The sequence below is a fragment of the Klebsiella sp. V115_8 genome (genome assembly GCF_029967715.1).
In the GTDB taxonomy this organism is placed as follows: Bacteria; Pseudomonadota; Gammaproteobacteria; order Enterobacterales; family Enterobacteriaceae; genus Klebsiella; species Klebsiella quasipneumoniae.
Genome location: NZ_JASCAR010000033.1, coordinates 50729 through 68617, shown reverse-complemented (window position 1 = coordinate 68617; position 17889 = coordinate 50729). Strand labels below are relative to the sequence as shown.

Annotated in this window: 20 protein-coding genes; 6 read left to right on the top strand and 14 right to left on the bottom strand. The window is 57.7% G+C overall.

The window, feature by feature from the left end:
• Positions 1 to 88: 88 nt before the first annotated feature.
• From QLG03_RS15590 to QLG03_RS15575, 4 genes are all read right to left on the bottom strand, one after another.
• A complete protein-coding gene (locus QLG03_RS15590; RefSeq protein WP_004204137.1) occupies positions 89 to 607 on the bottom strand; it encodes a FidL-like protein in 519 nt (172 codons plus the stop codon).
• On the bottom strand, positions 604 to 1410 hold the full coding sequence (locus QLG03_RS15585; RefSeq protein ID WP_255989627.1) for a winged helix-turn-helix domain-containing protein: 807 nt from the start codon (positions 1408 to 1410) through the stop codon (positions 604 to 606). Before QLG03_RS15585 ends, QLG03_RS15590 begins: the two co-directional genes overlap by 4 nt.
• Positions 1411 to 1431: 21 nt before the next feature.
• On the bottom strand, positions 1432 to 2016 hold the full coding sequence (locus QLG03_RS15580; RefSeq protein WP_086076454.1) for a TetR/AcrR family transcriptional regulator: 585 nt from the start codon (positions 2014 to 2016) through the stop codon (positions 1432 to 1434).
• A 141-nt stretch (positions 2017 to 2157) separates the two neighbouring features.
• A complete protein-coding gene (locus QLG03_RS15575) occupies positions 2158 to 2940 on the bottom strand; it encodes an NAD(P)H-dependent oxidoreductase (protein WP_086076453.1) in 783 nt (260 codons plus the stop codon).
• Positions 2941 to 3026: 86 nt separating this feature from the next.
• On the opposite strand from QLG03_RS15575, the gene QLG03_RS15570 reads away from it, so the two are divergent.
• On the top strand, positions 3027 to 3935 hold the full coding sequence (locus tag QLG03_RS15570; protein WP_255989623.1) for a LysR family transcriptional regulator: 909 nt from the start codon (positions 3027 to 3029) through the stop codon (positions 3933 to 3935).
• Entirely contained in the window at positions 3929 to 4348 is a 420-nt protein-coding gene (fosA, locus tag QLG03_RS15565; RefSeq protein ID WP_104467282.1) for a FosA5 family fosfomycin resistance glutathione transferase, read from the top strand. Before QLG03_RS15570 ends, fosA begins: the two co-directional genes overlap by 7 nt.
• A 10-nt stretch (positions 4349 to 4358) precedes the next feature.
• Here fosA and QLG03_RS15560 read toward each other — a convergent pair whose 3' ends face one another.
• Positions 4359 to 6209, bottom strand: a complete 1851-nt coding sequence (locus QLG03_RS15560) for a nuclease-related domain-containing DEAD/DEAH box helicase (RefSeq protein ID WP_019724785.1) — start codon at positions 6207 to 6209, stop codon at positions 4359 to 4361.
• Between the two features lie 305 nt (positions 6210 to 6514).
• Entirely contained in the window at positions 6515 to 7927 is a 1413-nt protein-coding gene (locus tag QLG03_RS15555; protein WP_255989620.1) for a PLP-dependent aminotransferase family protein, read from the bottom strand.
• A gap of 176 nt (positions 7928 to 8103) precedes the next feature.
• Between QLG03_RS15555 and QLG03_RS15550 the strand changes: the two genes are divergently transcribed.
• The 4 genes from QLG03_RS15550 to QLG03_RS15535 all read left to right on the top strand — a co-directional run bounded on the left by QLG03_RS15550 (position 8104) and on the right by QLG03_RS15535 (position 11024).
• A complete protein-coding gene (locus QLG03_RS15550; protein ID WP_004204150.1) occupies positions 8104 to 8268 on the top strand; it encodes a DUF1127 domain-containing protein in 165 nt (54 codons plus the stop codon).
• Between the two features lie 163 nt (positions 8269 to 8431).
• Positions 8432 to 8896, top strand: a complete 465-nt coding sequence (locus tag QLG03_RS15545) for a MarR family transcriptional regulator (protein WP_255989618.1) — start codon at positions 8432 to 8434, stop codon at positions 8894 to 8896.
• Between the two features lie 6 nt (positions 8897 to 8902).
• Complete coding sequence (locus QLG03_RS15540) at positions 8903 to 9970, top strand: HlyD family secretion protein (RefSeq protein WP_023291831.1); 1068 nt, start codon at positions 8903 to 8905, stop codon at positions 9968 to 9970.
• Positions 9960 to 11024 carry a DUF2955 domain-containing protein gene (locus tag QLG03_RS15535; protein ID WP_023291832.1) on the top strand — a complete coding sequence of 355 codons (1065 nt, stop codon included), beginning with the start codon at positions 9960 to 9962 and terminating at the stop codon, positions 11022 to 11024. Before QLG03_RS15540 ends, QLG03_RS15535 begins: the two co-directional genes overlap by 11 nt.
• On the opposite strand, the gene QLG03_RS15530 is transcribed toward QLG03_RS15535, so the two are convergent.
• The 8 genes from QLG03_RS15530 to QLG03_RS15495 form a co-directional block, all read right to left on the bottom strand.
• Entirely contained in the window at positions 11021 to 11275 is a 255-nt protein-coding gene (locus tag QLG03_RS15530; RefSeq protein ID WP_048296590.1) for a DUF3343 domain-containing protein, read from the bottom strand. The two genes, QLG03_RS15535 and QLG03_RS15530, sit on opposite strands and share 4 nt — an antisense overlap.
• Entirely contained in the window at positions 11272 to 12039 is a 768-nt protein-coding gene (gene yjiL / locus QLG03_RS15525) for a putative 2-hydroxyacyl-CoA dehydratase activator YjiL (protein WP_023291834.1), read from the bottom strand. The genes QLG03_RS15530 and yjiL overlap by 4 nt, the downstream gene beginning before the upstream one ends.
• A 9-nt stretch (positions 12040 to 12048) precedes the next feature.
• Complete coding sequence (locus tag QLG03_RS15520; protein ID WP_032454751.1) at positions 12049 to 13200, bottom strand: double-cubane-cluster-containing anaerobic reductase; 1152 nt, start codon at positions 13198 to 13200, stop codon at positions 12049 to 12051.
• Between the two features lie 97 nt (positions 13201 to 13297).
• Positions 13298 to 13537 (bottom strand): DUF2164 domain-containing protein, encoded by a 240-nt coding sequence (locus QLG03_RS15515; protein ID WP_004204157.1) that lies wholly within the window; start codon positions 13535 to 13537, stop codon positions 13298 to 13300.
• Between the two features lie 25 nt (positions 13538 to 13562).
• A complete protein-coding gene (gene mdtM / locus QLG03_RS15510; RefSeq protein ID WP_023291836.1) occupies positions 13563 to 14810 on the bottom strand; it encodes a multidrug efflux MFS transporter MdtM in 1248 nt (415 codons plus the stop codon).
• A 53-nt stretch (positions 14811 to 14863) separates the two neighbouring features.
• Positions 14864 to 16156: a DUF445 domain-containing protein gene (locus tag QLG03_RS15505; protein ID WP_255989617.1), complete on the bottom strand. Its 1293-nt coding sequence runs from the start codon at positions 16154 to 16156 to the stop codon at positions 14864 to 14866.
• Complete coding sequence (locus QLG03_RS15500; protein ID WP_255989616.1) at positions 16149 to 16811, bottom strand: LysE family translocator; 663 nt, start codon at positions 16809 to 16811, stop codon at positions 16149 to 16151. Before QLG03_RS15500 ends, QLG03_RS15505 begins: the two co-directional genes overlap by 8 nt.
• A 47-nt stretch (positions 16812 to 16858) precedes the next feature.
• Positions 16859 to 17674: an AraC family transcriptional regulator gene (locus tag QLG03_RS15495; RefSeq protein ID WP_065883234.1), complete on the bottom strand. Its 816-nt coding sequence runs from the start codon at positions 17672 to 17674 to the stop codon at positions 16859 to 16861.
• Positions 17675 to 17889: the final 215 nt, after the last annotated feature.

Sequence of the window (17889 nt, the reverse complement as noted above, 5' to 3'; positions counted from 1 at the left end):
CGTGCGCTTTTAGCATCCAGGGAAAAGGGGGCAATACTCGAGCGTGAGCGAGGGCGCATTTTCCTCGCGGCGGTACAGGGGGGACGGGTTAATTAAGCGTGCTGCCGGACTTCAGCGTGCATATGTAGAGCGGTGAGTTGATTGAGCTCAGCAGGATAGCTTTGTCGTTAAGCTTTTGCGCATTGAGGAACAGGCCGTCGTGGCTGTCGGACATCTCGCGCATGAAATAGTCGAAGATGACATCCGGCGATTCGTCGATGGACGAGGCGCTGGATTCCCACTTCTTGATGCGGTAGTGGCGCTCGGTTGCCGAGATGCGCTGGCTGGTGTAGCTGAATTTGACGTAACGCTGCAGGTAGAGCCAGCCGGCGGCAGAATCGGTATAGCCTTCCACTACCATCGAACCGTTGCCATTAGCGGCAAAATTAAAATGGATATTGCCGTTCACATTCTCTTTTTCCATGTTTTCAAAACGCATGATCGCTTTGGTGGAGCAGCTCATCACGCCGTCGTTGGCATCCGGCAGCAGGCGCCACGCGCTAAACCCGGCGGCGGCGATAAACGCGAGGGCAGAGAGGGCGAAAAAGGTGCGGGGCGCGAGTCTCATTGCGGTTTCCAGGAGTAGTAAAAGTAGTTATCGCAATAGCTAAAAGGGTTGTCTTCGTGCATCGCGCAGTGGGCGAGAAACACCCGGCCCAGGCCGTTGGTCTCCAGCCGGTCGCCATAGAAGAAAACAAAACGCTCGCCCGGCTTGCAGCTGAGCTTCAGTCGCTGACGCACCTCATCAAAATTCTTACCATAGGCCGTCGCCGAGACCGAACGCAGCATTTCATCGCTGGCGAGCAGTTCGCACTGGCTGTGGTTCATCAGCGTCAGATTAATTGGCCGGGCGACGTGGGTGCCGGCAAAAGTGAATGCCATCAGCAGCAGGGCGATGACCAGCAGGCAGCCGCCGGCCAGATACCAGCACATCCCGCGCGCATGTGGTGAAGCGGCAGGCGGTGTGGTTTCCCTTTCTGACGCCGCGGGTTCGCCAGGCGGCTCGGCAGGGCTGGCGACTTCGGCCTGCGCCGGCCCGGCGTCGAGCAGTTCGATGCTGAGATCCTGATTCAGCTGCAGCATGCCGCGCGACACGGTGACGATAATGTTATCGATATCGTAGTGGCGGAAGGTTTTGCGCAGCATGCTCAGATACTGGTTGAGGTTGCTGTTGGAAGACGTTAAGCCGTTATCGTCCCAGACTTTTTTCAACACTTCATCGCGACTGACCACGCCGGTATGGCGGAGAAAAAAATAGAGCAGCGCGCTGGCGGTGATGGATAGCTGGCTATCCGGTTCATCGCTGCCGGGCAGGGTTAGCGTGCCGTCCGTTGCATCATAAATGAGACGGGCATTGATGTTGTAGCGCATCGCGGCCTCACTCTATTCGCTTCATGCGGGAAGCGTCATTTTGGTCAGATCGTTCACCAGCGACCGGCGGTGTTCGCTGCTCATGGTGCGCCCCTCGGTCAGCTCAGATAACCAGATGCCGTCGGCGGCGTAGCGAACCAGGGTACCGGTTGGGCCGTTATCCAGCGCATCGCCTTGCGCCAGGTGGCCAAGCATCCAGTCACGCCAGCATTTTCGCAGCACCGGTTCGTCCGGCATCGCCAGCGAGAGCACCATCAGCTGACGGCTTTCGTGCGTGTCCGTCAACTGCGGATTGGACAGATAGTGTAAATAGGCGCGGGTAAAACGCCCGTAAGCGATGTTATCGGCGGCCATCAGTTCGCTAATCGCCTTTTCCATAATCGCCAGCAGCCTGGCGAACAGAGCGAAAATCAGCGCCTGCTTATTGGGAAAATGGTGCAGGAGGCCGCCTTTGCTGACTCCAGCCTCGCGGGCGACAGCGTTCAGCGACAGGGCGGCGATACCGTCCCGGCCGGCAATCATCGCCGCCGATTCAAGCAGCTGACGGTGGAGACGGACGGGATCTTTTTTACGATGCTGGGCTTCCATATTCATGGCCGGAATCATACCGACCAGACGGTATGATTATTTTTGATCGCTATCAATATGAGAGGCGGCTTCGCGGGACGGGATGCCGTTAATGCGTGGAGGCTCACAAATTGTCATATTAATGAAAGCGATAACCCGGAAGGGCTATCGCGTTGAGGTTTATTTCGTTGCCAGATGCACCGCCAGGCCGCTTTGCCCTGGCGCCAGCTCCGGGCGAAGCGTCAGCGATGGGATCAGATAGTCGCCATGATTTTGCCGGCGAAATGGAATGGGCTCAGTTTGCCACAGCGTGTCCAGCCGCCCGGCCAGGGTGGCGCACTGGTTGGCGAACTGCGCGGCATCGGTTTTGTCCGTGCGGTAGAACACCAGCGGCGGAAGCACCTCGAAGCCGGGATAGAACAGCATACCGTGCTGAATGGGGAACAGGATGTCGTCGATGGGGCCATTGATCCCGCGCGGTGAATAGTGTTCCGCCCAGCCGCCGGCGGTGACGATCAGCATTGCCCGCTTGCCGACGAAGGTGCCTTCCCCATAGCGATCGCCCCAGTGGCGGTCGCTGTGCTCGCCGACGCCATAGGCAAAGCCCCAGGCGTATACCCGGTCGATCCAGCCTTTCATGATCGCCGGCATCGAGAACCACCACAGCGGGAACTGAAAAATCACCGTATCGGCCCACAGCAGCTTTTCCTGCTCGGCTGCGATATCCGCGCTTTGAGTTCCTTGCGAAAAGGCCTGTTTTGAATCAAGGGTAGGACGCCAGAACTCGCCGACCGGCGGCGCGCCGCTGTCGTCGGCGTCATACCCGGCCTTCCAGCGCATGGCGTAGAGATCGGACACCTGGACTTCATGACCGGCCTGCTGCAGATGACGGATGGCGAAATCTTTGAGTCCGCCATTGAGGGAGCGCGGTTCCGGATGGGCGTAAATCAGCAGTACTTTCATAACATCACCTCTGAAGTGGGAAGATCTGCAGAGTAGGAAAGCTGGCGCTATAGTAGAAATTAATTACTTCAATTCCAGGTATAGCTGTGATTAATTTACATCGTCTGGATCTCAATCTGCTGCGCACGCTCGACGTGCTGCTCAGTGAAAACAACGTCACCCGGGCGGCGCAGCGGCTGAATCTGTCGCAGCCGTCGGTGAGTATTCAGCTCGCCAGGTTACGGGAGATGTTTGCCGACCCGCTGCTGATGCCGGGCCCGCGCGGCATGCAGCCCACCGCCCGCGCCGATGAGCTTCGCCAGCCGCTGCGCGCCGCGTTAGCCGCGCTGGAGCAGGCGGTGGCGCCGGTCAGCCCTTTTGATCCGGCGACGGCGGCGGAGACCTGGAGGGTGGCGGCGACGGACTATATGGCCTCGGCGATCCTCCTGCCGATGCTGGGCAGGCTACGCCTGGCCTCTCCCGGCAGTCGGCTGGCGGTATTTGAGCTCCAGCCGGCGCGTCTGGAGCAGCAGGCGGCCAGCGATGAAGTGGATCTCTGCTTCCATACCCGCGAGGGCGCGACGCCGGGGCTGCATCAGCGCCTGCTGTTTCGCGAGCGCTACGTGCTGGCGGGTCGGGCCGGGCATCCGGCGCTGCGGCAAGGGTTGAGTCTGGAAACGTTCTGTCAGCTGGAGCAAGCGATCGTCTCCCCGGACGGAGGCGGCTTCAGCGCGGCGACCGATACCGCGCTGGCGAACCTTGGCCTGACGCGGCGGGTTGTCCTTTCCGTGCCACATTTCCTGTTTATGCTGGAGACCCTGCGTAATAGCGATCTGGTGGCGGTCCTGCCGGAGCGGCTGGTGCGCGGGCAGAGCGGGCTGGCGGTCGTCGAGCCGCCGCTGGCGGTCGCCGGCTTTGAGATGTTGATGCTGTGGCACGAGCGCTGGCACCGCGACCCGGCGCATCAATGGCTGCGCCAGTTCATTGTGAATTCACTGGAGGAACAGACATGCTGAGCGGACTGAATCACCTGACCCTGGCAGTCAGCCAGCTGGCGCCGAGCGTGGCGTTTTATCAGCAGCTGCTGGGCATGACGCTGCACGCCCGATGGGAGAGCGGCGCCTATCTCTCCTGCGGCGATCTGTGGCTATGCCTGTCGCTGGATCCGCAGCGGCGCATCACCCCGCCGGAGGAGAGCGATTACACCCATTATGCGTTTAGCATCAGCGAAGCCGATTTCGCCTGCTTCGCCGCTCGTCTTGAGGTTGCCGGCGTGGCGGTCTGGAAGCTGAACCGCAGCGAAGGCGCCTCGCACTACTTCCTCGACCCCGACGGCCATAAGCTGGAGCTGCACGTCGGCAATCTCGCCCAGCGTCTGGCCGCCTGCCGCGAACAGCCGTATAAGGGGATGGTGTTTTTTGATGAGTGACAGGGGGCTACTATGCATTGTTATAGATTTGATTATAAGTTGAGGTTAAATGTCTGCTGAGCACATTTTTTTGATGTAAAGTCACAAGCAAATTATTGGTTGCCCGAGTGAAACCAACATATAGTCGCTTGATCTCGTCGCTGAGATCATCGCTATTACCCATTATGTTTGAACTATCTATCACTGCGACTGAATGAAACTCGAGACCTTTGCTACTAGGCAAAGGTATAATAGACAAAAAATCGCTTTGTGGTGAGTAGCGTTTTTTATCTTCCGAGCTTGCTATAAAGTAGTGCGGGATTTTTGAATCCCTTAACTCTTTTACTAATATTGCAGAAAGATGTGCGGTCGAGGGACATAATATAGCCATGTCATTCCAGCTAACACCAGTATGATGTTGTTGCTTTAGCCATTTAATTATATGGATGATTTCTTGTTGGTGGTTATCAAAAACAAGCATGTTTGGAACCTGGCCTTGAAGTCCACCAGCATCTGGTTTATGATATTTAAAGTTATCCTCAATATGATCATTTAAATAATCAAATGCAATGCTGGTAGCAAAGTGGAGAATCTGCTGTGTATTTCGATAATTGATGTCAAGAATAGTTGTACGCCCTTGAGCTTTGATACCAACGCTGGAAAGCGTAAAATCAAGTGAGCTTTTTTTCTGATAAATTGATTGCGCATCGTCATATAGAAATAATAGATAGTTAGTTTCGCTATCAACCATTCCAGAAAGTATTTTTAGCCAATCCTGTTTAAAATCATGCCCCTCATCAATTAATACCGCACTATATTGTTCTGCTGCTATTGTTTTATTTTGAAAACCAGTAATAACAGCTTGCTCAAGGTTTTCTATAAAATTTTGCTTTGAGTTAGGGAGAATATTTTTAATTTTTGCTTGCTTATAACACCATGCATGGAAGTTGGTAATTTCAACCGGAACCGTAAGTTGATGGCTTTTTATTAGAGATTTTAATTTTTGGGCCAGCATTATATTATAACACACGACAAGAATAGGTTTCTTTAAATTATTATCTTTCGCCAGGTGTAGGCAACGATAAAGGAGAATTAAGGTTTTACCTGAGCCGGCGACGCCGTGAATTATCCGATGCCCCTCACCAAGGCTTCTGGCGAGTAATTCTTGCTGAGTATCCATTATTTTTATAATATTCGGCGTTCGGAGTACAGATATTGGTTTGGCAGAACTCTCTGGTTTATCGAGAGCGTGGGTGATGCGAATTTCAGGGTATAAATGCCAACGTATACGATCTACTTGCTTATTACTTATCTCTTTAGAAAATGTATGTTTGACCAAAGAAAATAGGCGTAATGATATTTCTTCAGATGACATAAACTCGGTGATTTCATCTTTACAAATCACGATATCAGAAGGAAAAATATCACTATTGGAAAAGTATTTATCTAACTGCTTACGTGTAATATTACTGAGGTAGACTCCATGACCGTAGGGGGCGCAAAATTGTCCTTTATATTTTTCGTTGTCCTGAAGAAGTTGTGGGTCCCGCTTTAGATAGTTAATTGCGCCGTAAGAATATTGTCTGACCTGTTCTATGGGATGGGTTAGAGAAATGTCACCATCTGATGTTTCATATATCACATGTGTTTTATTAGCGGATTTTATTTTTGAAATATACCAGTCCTTCACTTCAATAAAAAGCAGCCCTCGCTGAGGATCCAGAATGATGAAATCAGGATGTGTTTGTTTTTCGCCAGTAGGAATGTCATACCAACAAGTACAATCGCTACTCAGATTGCTTTCAAAAATTCTCGCAAGACGCTTTTCTCCGGCAGTAATCTTGTTACCGCAGCTTCCGATGGTTGGGATGATCGTTGCCATTTTGCTCTCAGCTAACTGTATGACTACGCTTATACTTTAAAAGTTAATAGTCATGCTTTTTAACGGCATTACTTAAAATGCCACCATGTATTTGTGAATGGGCCAATATATATTGGTATTTATGGTTTTGCACCACAAAAATTGTTATTCAATAATAATGAAATATTGTTTATATGAATTGTTTTGTTTTTCGTATTTGTAAGAGTGATTTTAGAATGTTTAAAGAGCGTATATCTTGCCCGGAGGCGGCGCTTACCGCGCCTTTTCCGGGTTACCGGCTCGCAGATTGTGGGAATGCCGCAGCTTCACTCCATCGCCACCTTCACCGCTTCTCCCAGCTTCACCATCACCGCTTTATGTTTCTCGGTCGGCGGCAGGGCGCAGTTGATCCTGACGCAGTTGCGATACTTGCCCGCCGCGGAAAACAGCGAGCCCGGCGCGACCTGGATCTTCAGCCGGCACAGCTGTTTGGCGACACAGACCATATCCACCTGCTCCGGCAGCTCCACCCACAGCATAAAACCCCCCTTCGGCCGGGTGACGCAGATCCCGCAGGGGAAAAATTCCAGCAGCCAGCAGGTATAGATCTCCATATTGCGCTGATAGATCTGCCGCATCCGCCGCACGTGACGGTGGTAGTGGCCTTCGCGAATAAAGTTACATGCCGCCAGCTGAGTGGAGGGGACGTTGGTGCCGCTGGCGGCGTACTTCATCTGTAGCAGCTTGTCGTAGTAGCGACCGGGGGCGATCCAGCCGATGCGCAGCCCGGGGGCGATGGTTTTGGTAAAGGAGCTGCAGAGCATCACCCGACCGTCGATATCCCAGGAATGAATCGTGCGCGGGCGCGGGTACTCGGTAGCCAGCTCGCCGTAGATATCATCCTCGAAAATAACGATATCGTGGCGCTGGGCCAGGTTCAGCACTGCGCGCTTGCGAGCGTCCGGCATGATAAAGCCCAGTGGGTTGTTGCAGTTCGGCACCAGGATCACCCCTTTGATCGGCCACTGATCCAGCGCCAGCTCCAGGGCCTCGATGCTGATCCCGGTTTCCGGATCGGTGGGGATCTCAATCGTCTTTAATCCCAGTCCGCGCAGCATCTGCATGGTGCCGTAGTAGCAGGGGGATTCCACGGCGATGATGTCCCCAGGCTGGCACACCGACAGCAGGGCCAGCGACAGCGCGCTGTGGCAGCCGCTGGTGAGCACCAGATCGTCGGCAGTCACCACCGATCCGCCGTCGAGCATCAGGCGGGCGATCTGCTCCCGCAGCTCGCGGCGCCCGGCCAGTTCGTCATAGTTCAACACCTCAGTGAGGTTGTGCTGGATCGCCCGGCTCAGTTCGCGCCAGATGGGCTTCAGGCTTGGCTGCGTCACGTCCGGCGAGCCGCCGCCGAAGGGGATGATCGTTTTATCGTAGCGGGCGTCGAGCATGGTCAGCACCTGATCCCACTGGGTGATCTCCACCGGGCGCTGCACCGGGCGCGACATCGGCGGCACCGGCGGCTGGGCCTTGCGGGGGGCGACGAAATAGCCCGATCGCGGCTGCGGCACAATCATCTGCTGCTGCTCAAGCAGCTGATAGGCCTGCTGGACGGTGCTGATGCTGACGCCGTGCTCCTGGCTCAGGCTGCGCACCGACGGCAGCTTTTCGCCGTGGCGATACAGGCCCTGTTCAATGCGTTCGGCCAGCAGCGTCGCGAGATGTTGATAGCGGGTCATGTGTATCCTTAATTGCCGCCATACAGATGGAATAACCAGTACAGATGGCCGTAAAAAGTGGGGTCTACTGTACGTTTTAGCTAATCTGTATGTTAAAGAAAAGTTTTTTGTGAATCTGTATTCCTTACCCCCAAATCCGTGAAGATAAAGCCTCTGGCAAGGTGAGGAGGTAGAGGATGGAATTTCACGAGAACAGGGCAAGACAGCCATTTATCGGTTTCGTACTGCTGGCGCGATTTGTCAAAAAATGGTGGCTTCAGGAGCAAACGCGCAGAGCTTTGCAGAAAATGAGCGACGAACAGCTGAAAGATATCGGCCTGCGTCGGGATCAGATCAATTAAAAAGTGCGGTTTTTTCAGACATCATTTCTTCTTTGCCCCGGTAAGCGCTGGCGACGCCGGGGAAACATTCACGAAATTTATCAATTGATGCGACGCGACCTTCCGTTTCTTGATACTTATCCTGATAAGTATTATTTTCTTCTCAACAATGAGAGGAAAAGCTGTGACTGAAGACGAACTGTTTGCCCGCCGCCCGCTGGGGATGCGGATGGCCATGGTGGTGCGCCAGTGGCGCGCGATTATTGACTCCGCTATCACCGATACGGGACTCACCCAGTCCAGCTGGACGGTGCTGATGCAGCTGCATCAGCTGGGAGACAACGTCTCGGTCAGCGAACTGGCGGAGGTGCAGGGGATTGAACTGCCGCCGCTGACGCGCACCCTCTCATTACTGGAAAAGCAGGGCTATCTGTTGCGTTCCACATCGCCATATGACAAACGCATTCGCCTGCTGACGCTGACCGCCGAGGGGCGGGCTATTCTGGAAAAACTGAGCCGCGTGATCGAGACCTATCAGGAGCGCGTAACCCAGACCATCCCGGAGGCCGACCTCGCCACCTTCAGCGCTACGTTAAATCAAATCGCCTGCCGTTTGCGGACTATCCGCGAAGAAAATAACAAGATCTAACACACTATGATGACGCCTGAACAAAAATTTGCCCGCTGGGTACGGGTGAGTATTGCCGCTTTTCTGGGCATATTCGCCTGGTTTATCGTTGCCGATATCTGGATCCCGCTGACGCCGGACTCCACCGTCATGCGCGTGGTGACCCCGGTTTCGTCGCGGGTCTCCGGCTATGTCTCGCACGTCTACGTGCATAACAATAGCCAGGTGAAAAAGGGCGACCTGCTGTATGAGCTCGACCCAACGCCATTCATTAATAAAGTTGAAGCGGCACAGATCGCCCTTGAACAGGCGAAGCTGAGCAACCAGCAGCTGGACGCGCAAATCGCCGCCGCCCGCGCCAACCTGCGCACCGCGCAGTACACCGCCCGTAACGATAAGGTCACGCTCGATCGCTATCAGCGCCTGAGCACCATGCAGAACGTCTCGCAGTCCGATCTCGACAAGGTGCGGACCACCTGGCAGACCAGCGAGCAGTCGGTCTCGGCGCTGAACGCGCAGATCCAGAACCTGCTGATCCAGCGCGGCGAGCGCGACGATAAGCGCAACGTCACCCTGCAGAAATACCGCAACGCGCTGGAGGAGGCGCAGCTGAACCTGGCCTGGACCAAAGTGCGTGCGGAAACTGACGGCATGGTCAGCAACCTGCAGCTTAACCCGGGGATCTACGCCACCGCGGCGACGGCCGTGCTGGCGCTGGTCAACAACAATACCGATATCGTCGCTGACTTCCGTGAGAAGAGCCTGCGCCACACCGCGGTAAACACCGATGCGGCGGTGGTCTTTGACGCCCTGCCGGGGGAAGTCTTCCCGGCGCACGTCACCAGCAGCGATGCCGGGATTCTGGCGGGGCAGGAGGCGGTTAACGGTCAGCTGTCGCAGCCGGAACAGTCCACCCGCTGGGTGCGCGACGCCCAGCGAATGCGCATTCACGTCGCGCTGGATCAGCCGCTGGAGAAACCGCTGCCGACCGGCGCCCGCGCCACGGTGCAGCTGTACAATAGCGAGGGACCTTTCGCCCGCACCTTCGCCGGCCTGCAGATCCATCTGGTGAGCTGGTTGCACTATGTCTATTAATACCCTGGCGCACGTCTTTACCCCGCACGGCAATATCGTCTACACGGCGAATGATTTTCGCCAGACGGTGCGTATCGCCGTGGCCGGGACCATTGCCCTCAGCATCTCCACCTTCTACGACGTGCAGTACGGCGTATTTTTTGTGGTTTATCCGCTGATGCTGATGTCGCTGGTGCCGGTGTTCAACCGCCATGTCGCCCGCCAGTTTGTATTCAGCGCGGCGGTGAACTGCGTCGAAATGGTATTGATCGTTGGCTATCTGTCGCAGTGGCCGGTGATCATGACGCTGGTGGTGTTCGCCCTGTACGTGATGCGTTTTCGCTTTATGAGCCAGGGGCCGCTGTTTCTGCTGGGGTCGATGGGGGTGGTGTGTCAGAGCACGATGCTCAACTTTATGAGCTACCCGACCAGTAACTGGCACACCCTGATGTTCTCCAACATGGAAGCGTGCGTGCTGGCGGTGGCGCTAAGCGCGCTGCTGCATTACCTGATCCCGGACGTCGAGCCGCGCAAGCCGCCGCCGCGCCTTGAAAAAGACGCCGCCCGCATCCGCCACGAGTCGCTGCTCTCCGGCACGGTGGCGACGATCATCTTCGTGGTGTTTCAGATCTGCGATCTCAGCGACTCGCTGTCAGCGCTGATGGCCGGGATCCTGATCCTGTTCCCGATGCACTATCGCGGGGCGGTGATCAGCTCGATCTGGCGCGTGGCGGGGGTGGTGCTGGCCTGTCTCTATATTCTGGTGGTGCAGTTGATTATCTATGACTTCAGCAACCACATGGTCCTGATGATGCCGCTGATTGGCCTCGGGCTGGCCTTCAGCGCCCGTCTGCACGTGATGGAGAAAGTGGGCGCCGGGGTGGGCTTCGCCAGCATCACCACCATCGGCATTATGTTTGGCCAGAATCTGCATCCCTATCAGGATCTGGTATTCAGCGATCTGTACCGCATCACCTCGGTGACGGTCTCGCTGGTGGTGACGCTGACCCTGGTCTTTCTGATGCACCGCCTGCTGAACTGCTTCGCGGCGACGCGCTTTGTGGTAAGCGATTAACCTGCCGATGGGAAGGTGGCGAGACAGCGCCACGCTTCCCCGTCCTGCTGATACAACGCCGCCGTCAGCTCCGGCAGGATCCAGCTTCGCGCATCGGCTTCCGTCCCCTCCAGCAGGATGCACAGCCCGCAGCCGCTGCGCAGCTGGCGGGGAATATCTTTGACCTCGAAGGTCATTCCCGACGCCTGCAGGGCTTTGCGCGTGCGCACCACTCCCACCGTGGAATGAAATAAAAACAGAAAGGTTGTCATCCGCGCCTCCGCTGACGCTGGCCGATCAGCGCCGCGCCGATCGCCCCGGCATACTGGGCGTCGGGATGGGTTGTCACCGCCATGCCGACATGGCTTTCCAGCATGCGGGCAAAGGCGGCGCAGTGGCTGACGCCGCCGGTAAACAGCAGCGGTCCCTGCGCCGATAAGCGGCCGATAAAGTTCGCGCTGCGCCGGGCCATGGCGTTAATCACCCCCGCCAGAATCGCCTCCGGCGCGACCCCGGCCGACCGCAGGCTGATGACTTCCGATTCGGCGAATACCGTACACATGCTGGTGATGGCGTGCGGTTCCACGCCGTCGGTAATGACGTCCAGCTGTTCGACGCTGGCGCCGAGGGTTCGTGAAATGACCTCCAGAAAACGGCCGGTGCCGGCGGCGCATTTGTCATTCATCAGAAAGTCGCTGAGGTTGCCCCCGGCATCCAGCTGGATAACCTTGCTGTCCTGGCCGCCGATATCAATCACCGTGCGGGTGTCCGGTGCCAGCAGGCGGGCGCCGAGGCCATGACAGGAAATCTCCGTCACCTGTTTATCGGCAAAATCCACCAGCTGGCGGCCATAGCCGGTGAGGGTTAAAAAGGGCGTTTCCGCGAGGCCAGCGCGCAGCGTCTCCCAGGCCTCATGGATGGCGTCGGCGGGGCGAAAGGGGGTCGGGCAGAGGAAACGACGCGTAATCACCCCGTCCGCCAGCAGGATGCCTTTCGTGGCGGTGGAGCCGGAATCAATACCAACCGTGTAGATCACGCCTGCTCCTTACAGCATTTCGATAAAGGCGGCGACGCGGGTGCTGAGCTGGCCGAGGTCCGCTGTCGAATAGTCGGTTTCAATCGCCATATAAGGAAGGTCGTGCTGCTGGCGCAGATGGCGTTTAATGGCCAGCGATTCCACGGCATAGGTATGGCAGGCCTGCAGGATGACGTCGATTACCCCGTCGGCCTGGTACTCCTCCACCATCTGGCTCAGCAGCTGCAGGCGCTGATCGTTAGGGGAAATACAGGAGCAGCCGATGGCGAGATATTTATCGGTTAAGGCGTCGTAGACGTCGCCCTCTTCCGCCACGCAGCGCTCGGTAGCCTTCGCGCCGGTGCAGTTTTCATAGCCCACCACCCAGCCGCCGTTTTCTTCTATGGCGCGAACCACTTTCTCCGCCGCCCCGCCGATCGGGCAGCCGGTGATCAGAATGCGCGGGCGTGAGGCCAGTCGTTTACCCTGCCGCCACTCCTGACGGATGCGCTCCGCCATGGCGTTGAGCTCGTCAATCAGCGCGGTTTTGTCGAAGCGGAAGGTGGCGCCATACACCACTTTCAGGATGTCGCCGCCGCTGAGCGCCGGCGGATTGAGCTGCCCGAGACGATAAAAGTGGGCCAGCGCCCGGCGTTCGCGGTTTTTCAGCACGATGGCCTCGCGCAGCGCCGCCTCGCTAATCGGCGCGCCAAACTGCGCCTCAATCACCTGCTGCAGGCGCAGGATCTCCGCTTTCCACAGGGCGCGGGAGGCCGCGTCGCTGGCGCTGTTCGGCAACTGCATCACGTGGACCGCCTTGAACTCGGCCATGTACTCGTACATTTTCTTTTTACCGTCGCAGGTGGTTTCCCCAACCACCAGGTCAGAGAAATAGAAGTAGGGGCATTTATCGGTTTTGCCGAAGCCGTAGCTGCTTTTGATTAACGGACAGAGGTTGCGCGGCAGATCTTTTTCCGCTTCCTCGATGGTTTCATCAGAGGTGGAGCACAGCGAGACCACCACGGCCCCCGCCGCCATGGCGATCTCCTGAGGCATAAAGGTGCAGTAGGTGCCCACCAGCGGCACGTTCTGCTCTTTAAGATCCATGACGGTGAGAAAGCCCTTCTGGCGAGCTTCCGAGAACTGGTCAAAAATGGCGGGTAGATCGGTGATAAGCGACATGGTTTTCCTTCCCCGTACACGGGAGATGCTGAAAGAGTCGCCATTATAACCCTGTTGTTTGTATGCTTTTATTGATCTCCTGCGTCTGCGCGCGGCGTTAATAGACCTTCTTTAAATCCATCTCTTCCTGGATCCGCTCGCTCCATGCCAGGTGGGTGCGGATGGCCTCTTCGATACCGGCGTTGTAAAACAGCGGCCCCAGCTCCTGGGCGATAAAGTCGACAAAAAATTCAGCGTCAAACTGCTCCAGTTCGAGGTTAAACGTCTCTTCGCAGTACTTGCTGAGCCTGTCGCGCAGCAGGTCGCGCTGCGCCGGGCTGAGTTCAATCTCACTCATGATGGGGCTTTCTCCGTAAAAGGGGTCACGACTGCCGGGCTTCAATGACCGCTTGCGCACACTGACGCTGGTGGCGTAACAGTCCGGCGAGGCAGCAGGCGGCGGCGAGCCCCGCGACCACCGCCAACAGGTGGAAGGGCAGTCTCCCGCCATGGAACCACAGCCAGCGCGCGCCTTCAATCGATAAGGCGCTGACGCTGAGGATCACGATATTCAGCGAGGCGGAGACCGTGCCTTTCGGCAGGTCGTTGGAAAAGAGGGTAAAGCGGAACAGCGTCGGGAAAATCAGCCCGATGCCAAAGGCGTAGAAGCAGGTGCCGAGCACCGACCACAGCCAGACGTGCGGCCAGGCCAGATTCCCCACGATCAGGATGGCCAGGCCGAGCATCTGTACCGGCACCGCGCTCAGCACAAAGCGCGGACGAGTGGGATCTTTTACCCAGCGCGCCACCGACAGGTTGGCAATGATGACGGCGCTGAAGACCGGCACCTGGCTCCAGGCGAACTCGCTGGTGGTCAGCCCGCCGGCGTCCATTAAAATCACCGGCGATACCGCCACCCAGCTCATCAGCGGAATATAGCTCAGCGACAGCGTGGCGGCGCCGAGCAAAAAGATGCGGTTGCGAAAGACGTTGCGAAAATCGCGCAGCACGCCCAGGGGGCTGAACGGCACATCGCCGCGGCGCACCGTCTCCGGCATGGTCAACAGCAGCCCCAGCCAGGCCACCAGCCCCATGGCGGCGATAATGCCGAACAGCGCTTTCCAGTGGATAAAATGCATCAGCGCCGCGCCGGAGAGCGGGCCGACGATCGGCGCCACCAGCACGACGGAGGTGATCACCGCCATCAGCCTGATCGACCTTTTTTCCTCAAAGGCTTCCTGTACGGTGACGTAGCCGACGGTGGCGATAAAGCAGATGCTGGTGCCCTGCACGAAGCGGGCGATCAGGAACTGGGTCATGGAGGTGGTGAACAGCGTCGCCAGGCAGGCGAGGGTGAAAATCAGCGCGCCGGTGAGCAGTACCGGACGCCGTCCGATCCGGTCAGAGAGCGGCCCCAGCAGCCACTGCAGCGCCATGCCGCCGGCCATGTACAGGCTCACCGAGGCTGGAGCCAGCGCCACATCGGCGTTGAAATCCCGCACCACGTGCAGGATCCCCGGCTGGATCAGGTCGGTGGTGAGATAGGCGGAAAAATCATACAGAATGAGCGCCGCCGGGAAGAACAGCGCGGCGGCGTGCCGGGTTAGCCAGCGGGTCATCCGGTGCATCATCTCGCCCTCCCTGTGGAATATTTTTCAGCGCGATTGTTCAGATAGTATCATTGCTAACCAATATGCAGATGCAGCAGCGACGGGATCTGCGAGAGCAGCCACAACAACAGGCCGATGGTTCCCCCGACCAGGGTGCCGTTGATGCGGATGAACTGCAGATCTTTACCGATATTAAGCTCGATCTGCCGCGACATATCGCGGGCGTCCCAGCTCTTCACCGTGTCGCTGATATGCCTAGTGAGGAAGGCGGCGAACTCCGGCGCCACCCGGTGCGCCGCCTGCTCCAGGTGTTCGTTAAGCGATTCGCGCAGCGCTTCGTCGCGGAGTAAGGTTTCACCGAACCACTGGCCAGCCTCGGCGATGCGCTGCTTGATACGCGAGTCGTCGCTGCTGATATCGTTTTTTACCCAACCGCGCAGGTCGCCCCACACTTCGCCAAGATAGCGGTTGAAGGTCTCATCATTTTTCAGCCACGCTTTGATGTTATCGGCCTTCTGCGCCAGTTCCGGGTCGGATTTCAGGTTATCGATTAGCTTTTGCGTCGCGCGGTCAAAGGTCTGGCGGATCTGGTGGGTGCGATCGTGAGTGACCTCGTCCAGCAGGGTATTCACGGCGTCGGTGACCATCTCGGCGCTGTGCTCGCCGAGCCACTCGGTGGGTAATAGCCTGGCCTTCAGCGGGTGTTCGGTCTCCAGCCAGCGCACGATGCCGCGGGCGATAAAGGCGCGGGAGCTGTCGCGCTGCAGCAGGGCGATCAGCTGATTTATCAGCGAATCCAGCAGCTTTTGATGGCGGTTGTCGCGGGTCAGCCCCTCCAGCATCATGGCGCTGGTCTGCGTCAGGTCGACCTTATCGATCGCCTTATGCACCGCGCGCCGCAGCAGGCGCTGAATGCGGGCGTCATCGGTCAGTTCGAGAAAACCGCTCATCACCTGCAGCAGGTGCTGGCCGACCCGCCGGGCGTTCTCCGGCTGGCTGAACCAGTTGCCGAGCATCAGAGCTGGTTGATAGCGGCGGATCAGCGCCACCAGCGACGGGGTATCGAGGAACTTCTCTTCCACAAAGCGGCCGAGGTTGTCGGCGATGCGATCTTTGTTGCGCGGGATAATCGCGGTATGGCGGGCGACAAAGGGCAGCGGAATACGACGAAACAGGGCCACCACCGCAAACCAGTCGGCCAGCGCCCCGACCATCGCCGCTTCGGAAATGGCCTTCAGCGCGCTGACCCATGGCGTCGGCGGCAGCAGCAGGGTGGTGATAAATAGCGCGGCGGCGATCAGCAGCAGCGACAGCGCCAGCAGTTTGGCGCGTTTCAGTTCAGCGAGTTTTTCCATAAACTTAAGCATATAACCTGACGGCGAGGTCGTGCAAAAATCGCCAGATAATCCACAGACCGAACATCATCAGGATCGCCCCCGCCGCCCGCTCGACCCGCCAGACGATGGCGCTCAGGCGGTGCTGCACCTGCGGCAGCGCAATCGCGCTCACCAGCAGTAAATCCCAGAAGAACACCACGCTGACCATCCACAGCCCGCTCACCGTTTGCTGCAGCAGGGTGACCGCCGGCCCCAGCAGGGAGGTCATCAGCGCCAGATAAAACAGCGCATTCTTGGGGTTGAGCAGCGATGACCCCAGCCCCAGCAGCAGCTGCTTGCCGAACCCCGGACGCGATGCGCGAACGCTCTCTACCGCCATCGCCGCGGGACGGCTGCGAATCAGCAGGCTGCCAATCCACAGTAAGTAGCCCGCGCCCAACAGCTCGATGAGTAAAAACAGCAGCGGCGCCTGGCGCAGAAGCCCCCAGCCAACGATGGCCAGGACAATATACAACGCATTCCCGGCGGCGATGCCGAGACACAGTCCGAGGCTGCCGCGGATCCGGTAGCGTACAGCGTAACCGACCAACAGAAAAAAATCGGGGCCAGGGCTGAGCAGAGCGACAAAGTGGGACAGGGCTAACGCCGGAAAGGCGGCGGGGAAGAGAGTCGATAAGGTATTCATAGTGGCCTCGATAATGGTGCTGAGGCCACCCTACGCCAGGTGGAAAATTACTTATTGTCGGAAATTGATCGGCTTTGCGCATACTGCCGCGGCGTGGCGGCGGTATAGCTGACGAAGGTTTTATGGAAATGGCTCTGATCGGCAAAGCCGGCCTGATAGCCGACGTCGGCAATAGGGTCCCCGGCACGTAAGCGCGTTTTCGCATATTCAATGCGCGCCATATTGATCAAACTGGCGGGCGTCAGGCCGGTATCCTGTTTCACGGCGCGGATAACGGTCTCTTTACGTAGCGCGCTGTCGTGGGCCAGCTTATCCAGCGATGGCGGCGCCGGCAGATCTGTCGCCAGGCGCTGAAACAGCAGGGCGCTGGCGTGATGTGGCGCCTGCGGCGCGGCGGCGCACAGCGGCAGCGCGTGCAGGAGCTGCGCCAGCCGGGCGGGCAGTTGCTCAATGCGGCCGCGGCTCATCAGGGCGACAATCTGCTGGAAACAGGCAAAGAGAGGGCTGTCGCGCAGCAGCGGCTGCGGCGAGGTGATACTGGCGCCAGGGGGAATATCTGGACGCTGCGCATGGCACCATGCCGCCTCCAGGTACAGCATATGATAGCTGCGCGGCCGGTCACGCAGCGGATTACAGCTATGCGGCGCGTGCGGCGGGATCACGATCAGATCCCCGGGCTGCAGGAGATATTCCTGACCATTGCACAGGCAGCGCGTTTCACCGTCGATAATCGCCCCCACCGAGAGCTGCGGGTGGCTGTGGCGCTTATAGGCCTGACGGCTGCGCCAGGTGCTGCGCAGCTCCAGCCACGGCAGGCGATCGTCTCGCCAGAAGGTTTGGGGAATATCTCGGGTATGGTTCACCGCATCGACCTTTGCTGAGGGGATAAATCGTTTATAGCATGCTGCGCCGAGGCTGTCGCCCGCCGGGATTTGCGTACCGCGTCGAAAAAGGATGTCACGCTTGCAGTCCGGGGAAATATGTTTTCGTCGCGGAATGTAAAATCCCGGTTTCCGGGGTGTCAGCGACATTTATGGGAGGTAGAGTCCCTGCAGGATAAGCAGGCAGGGATGAGTCG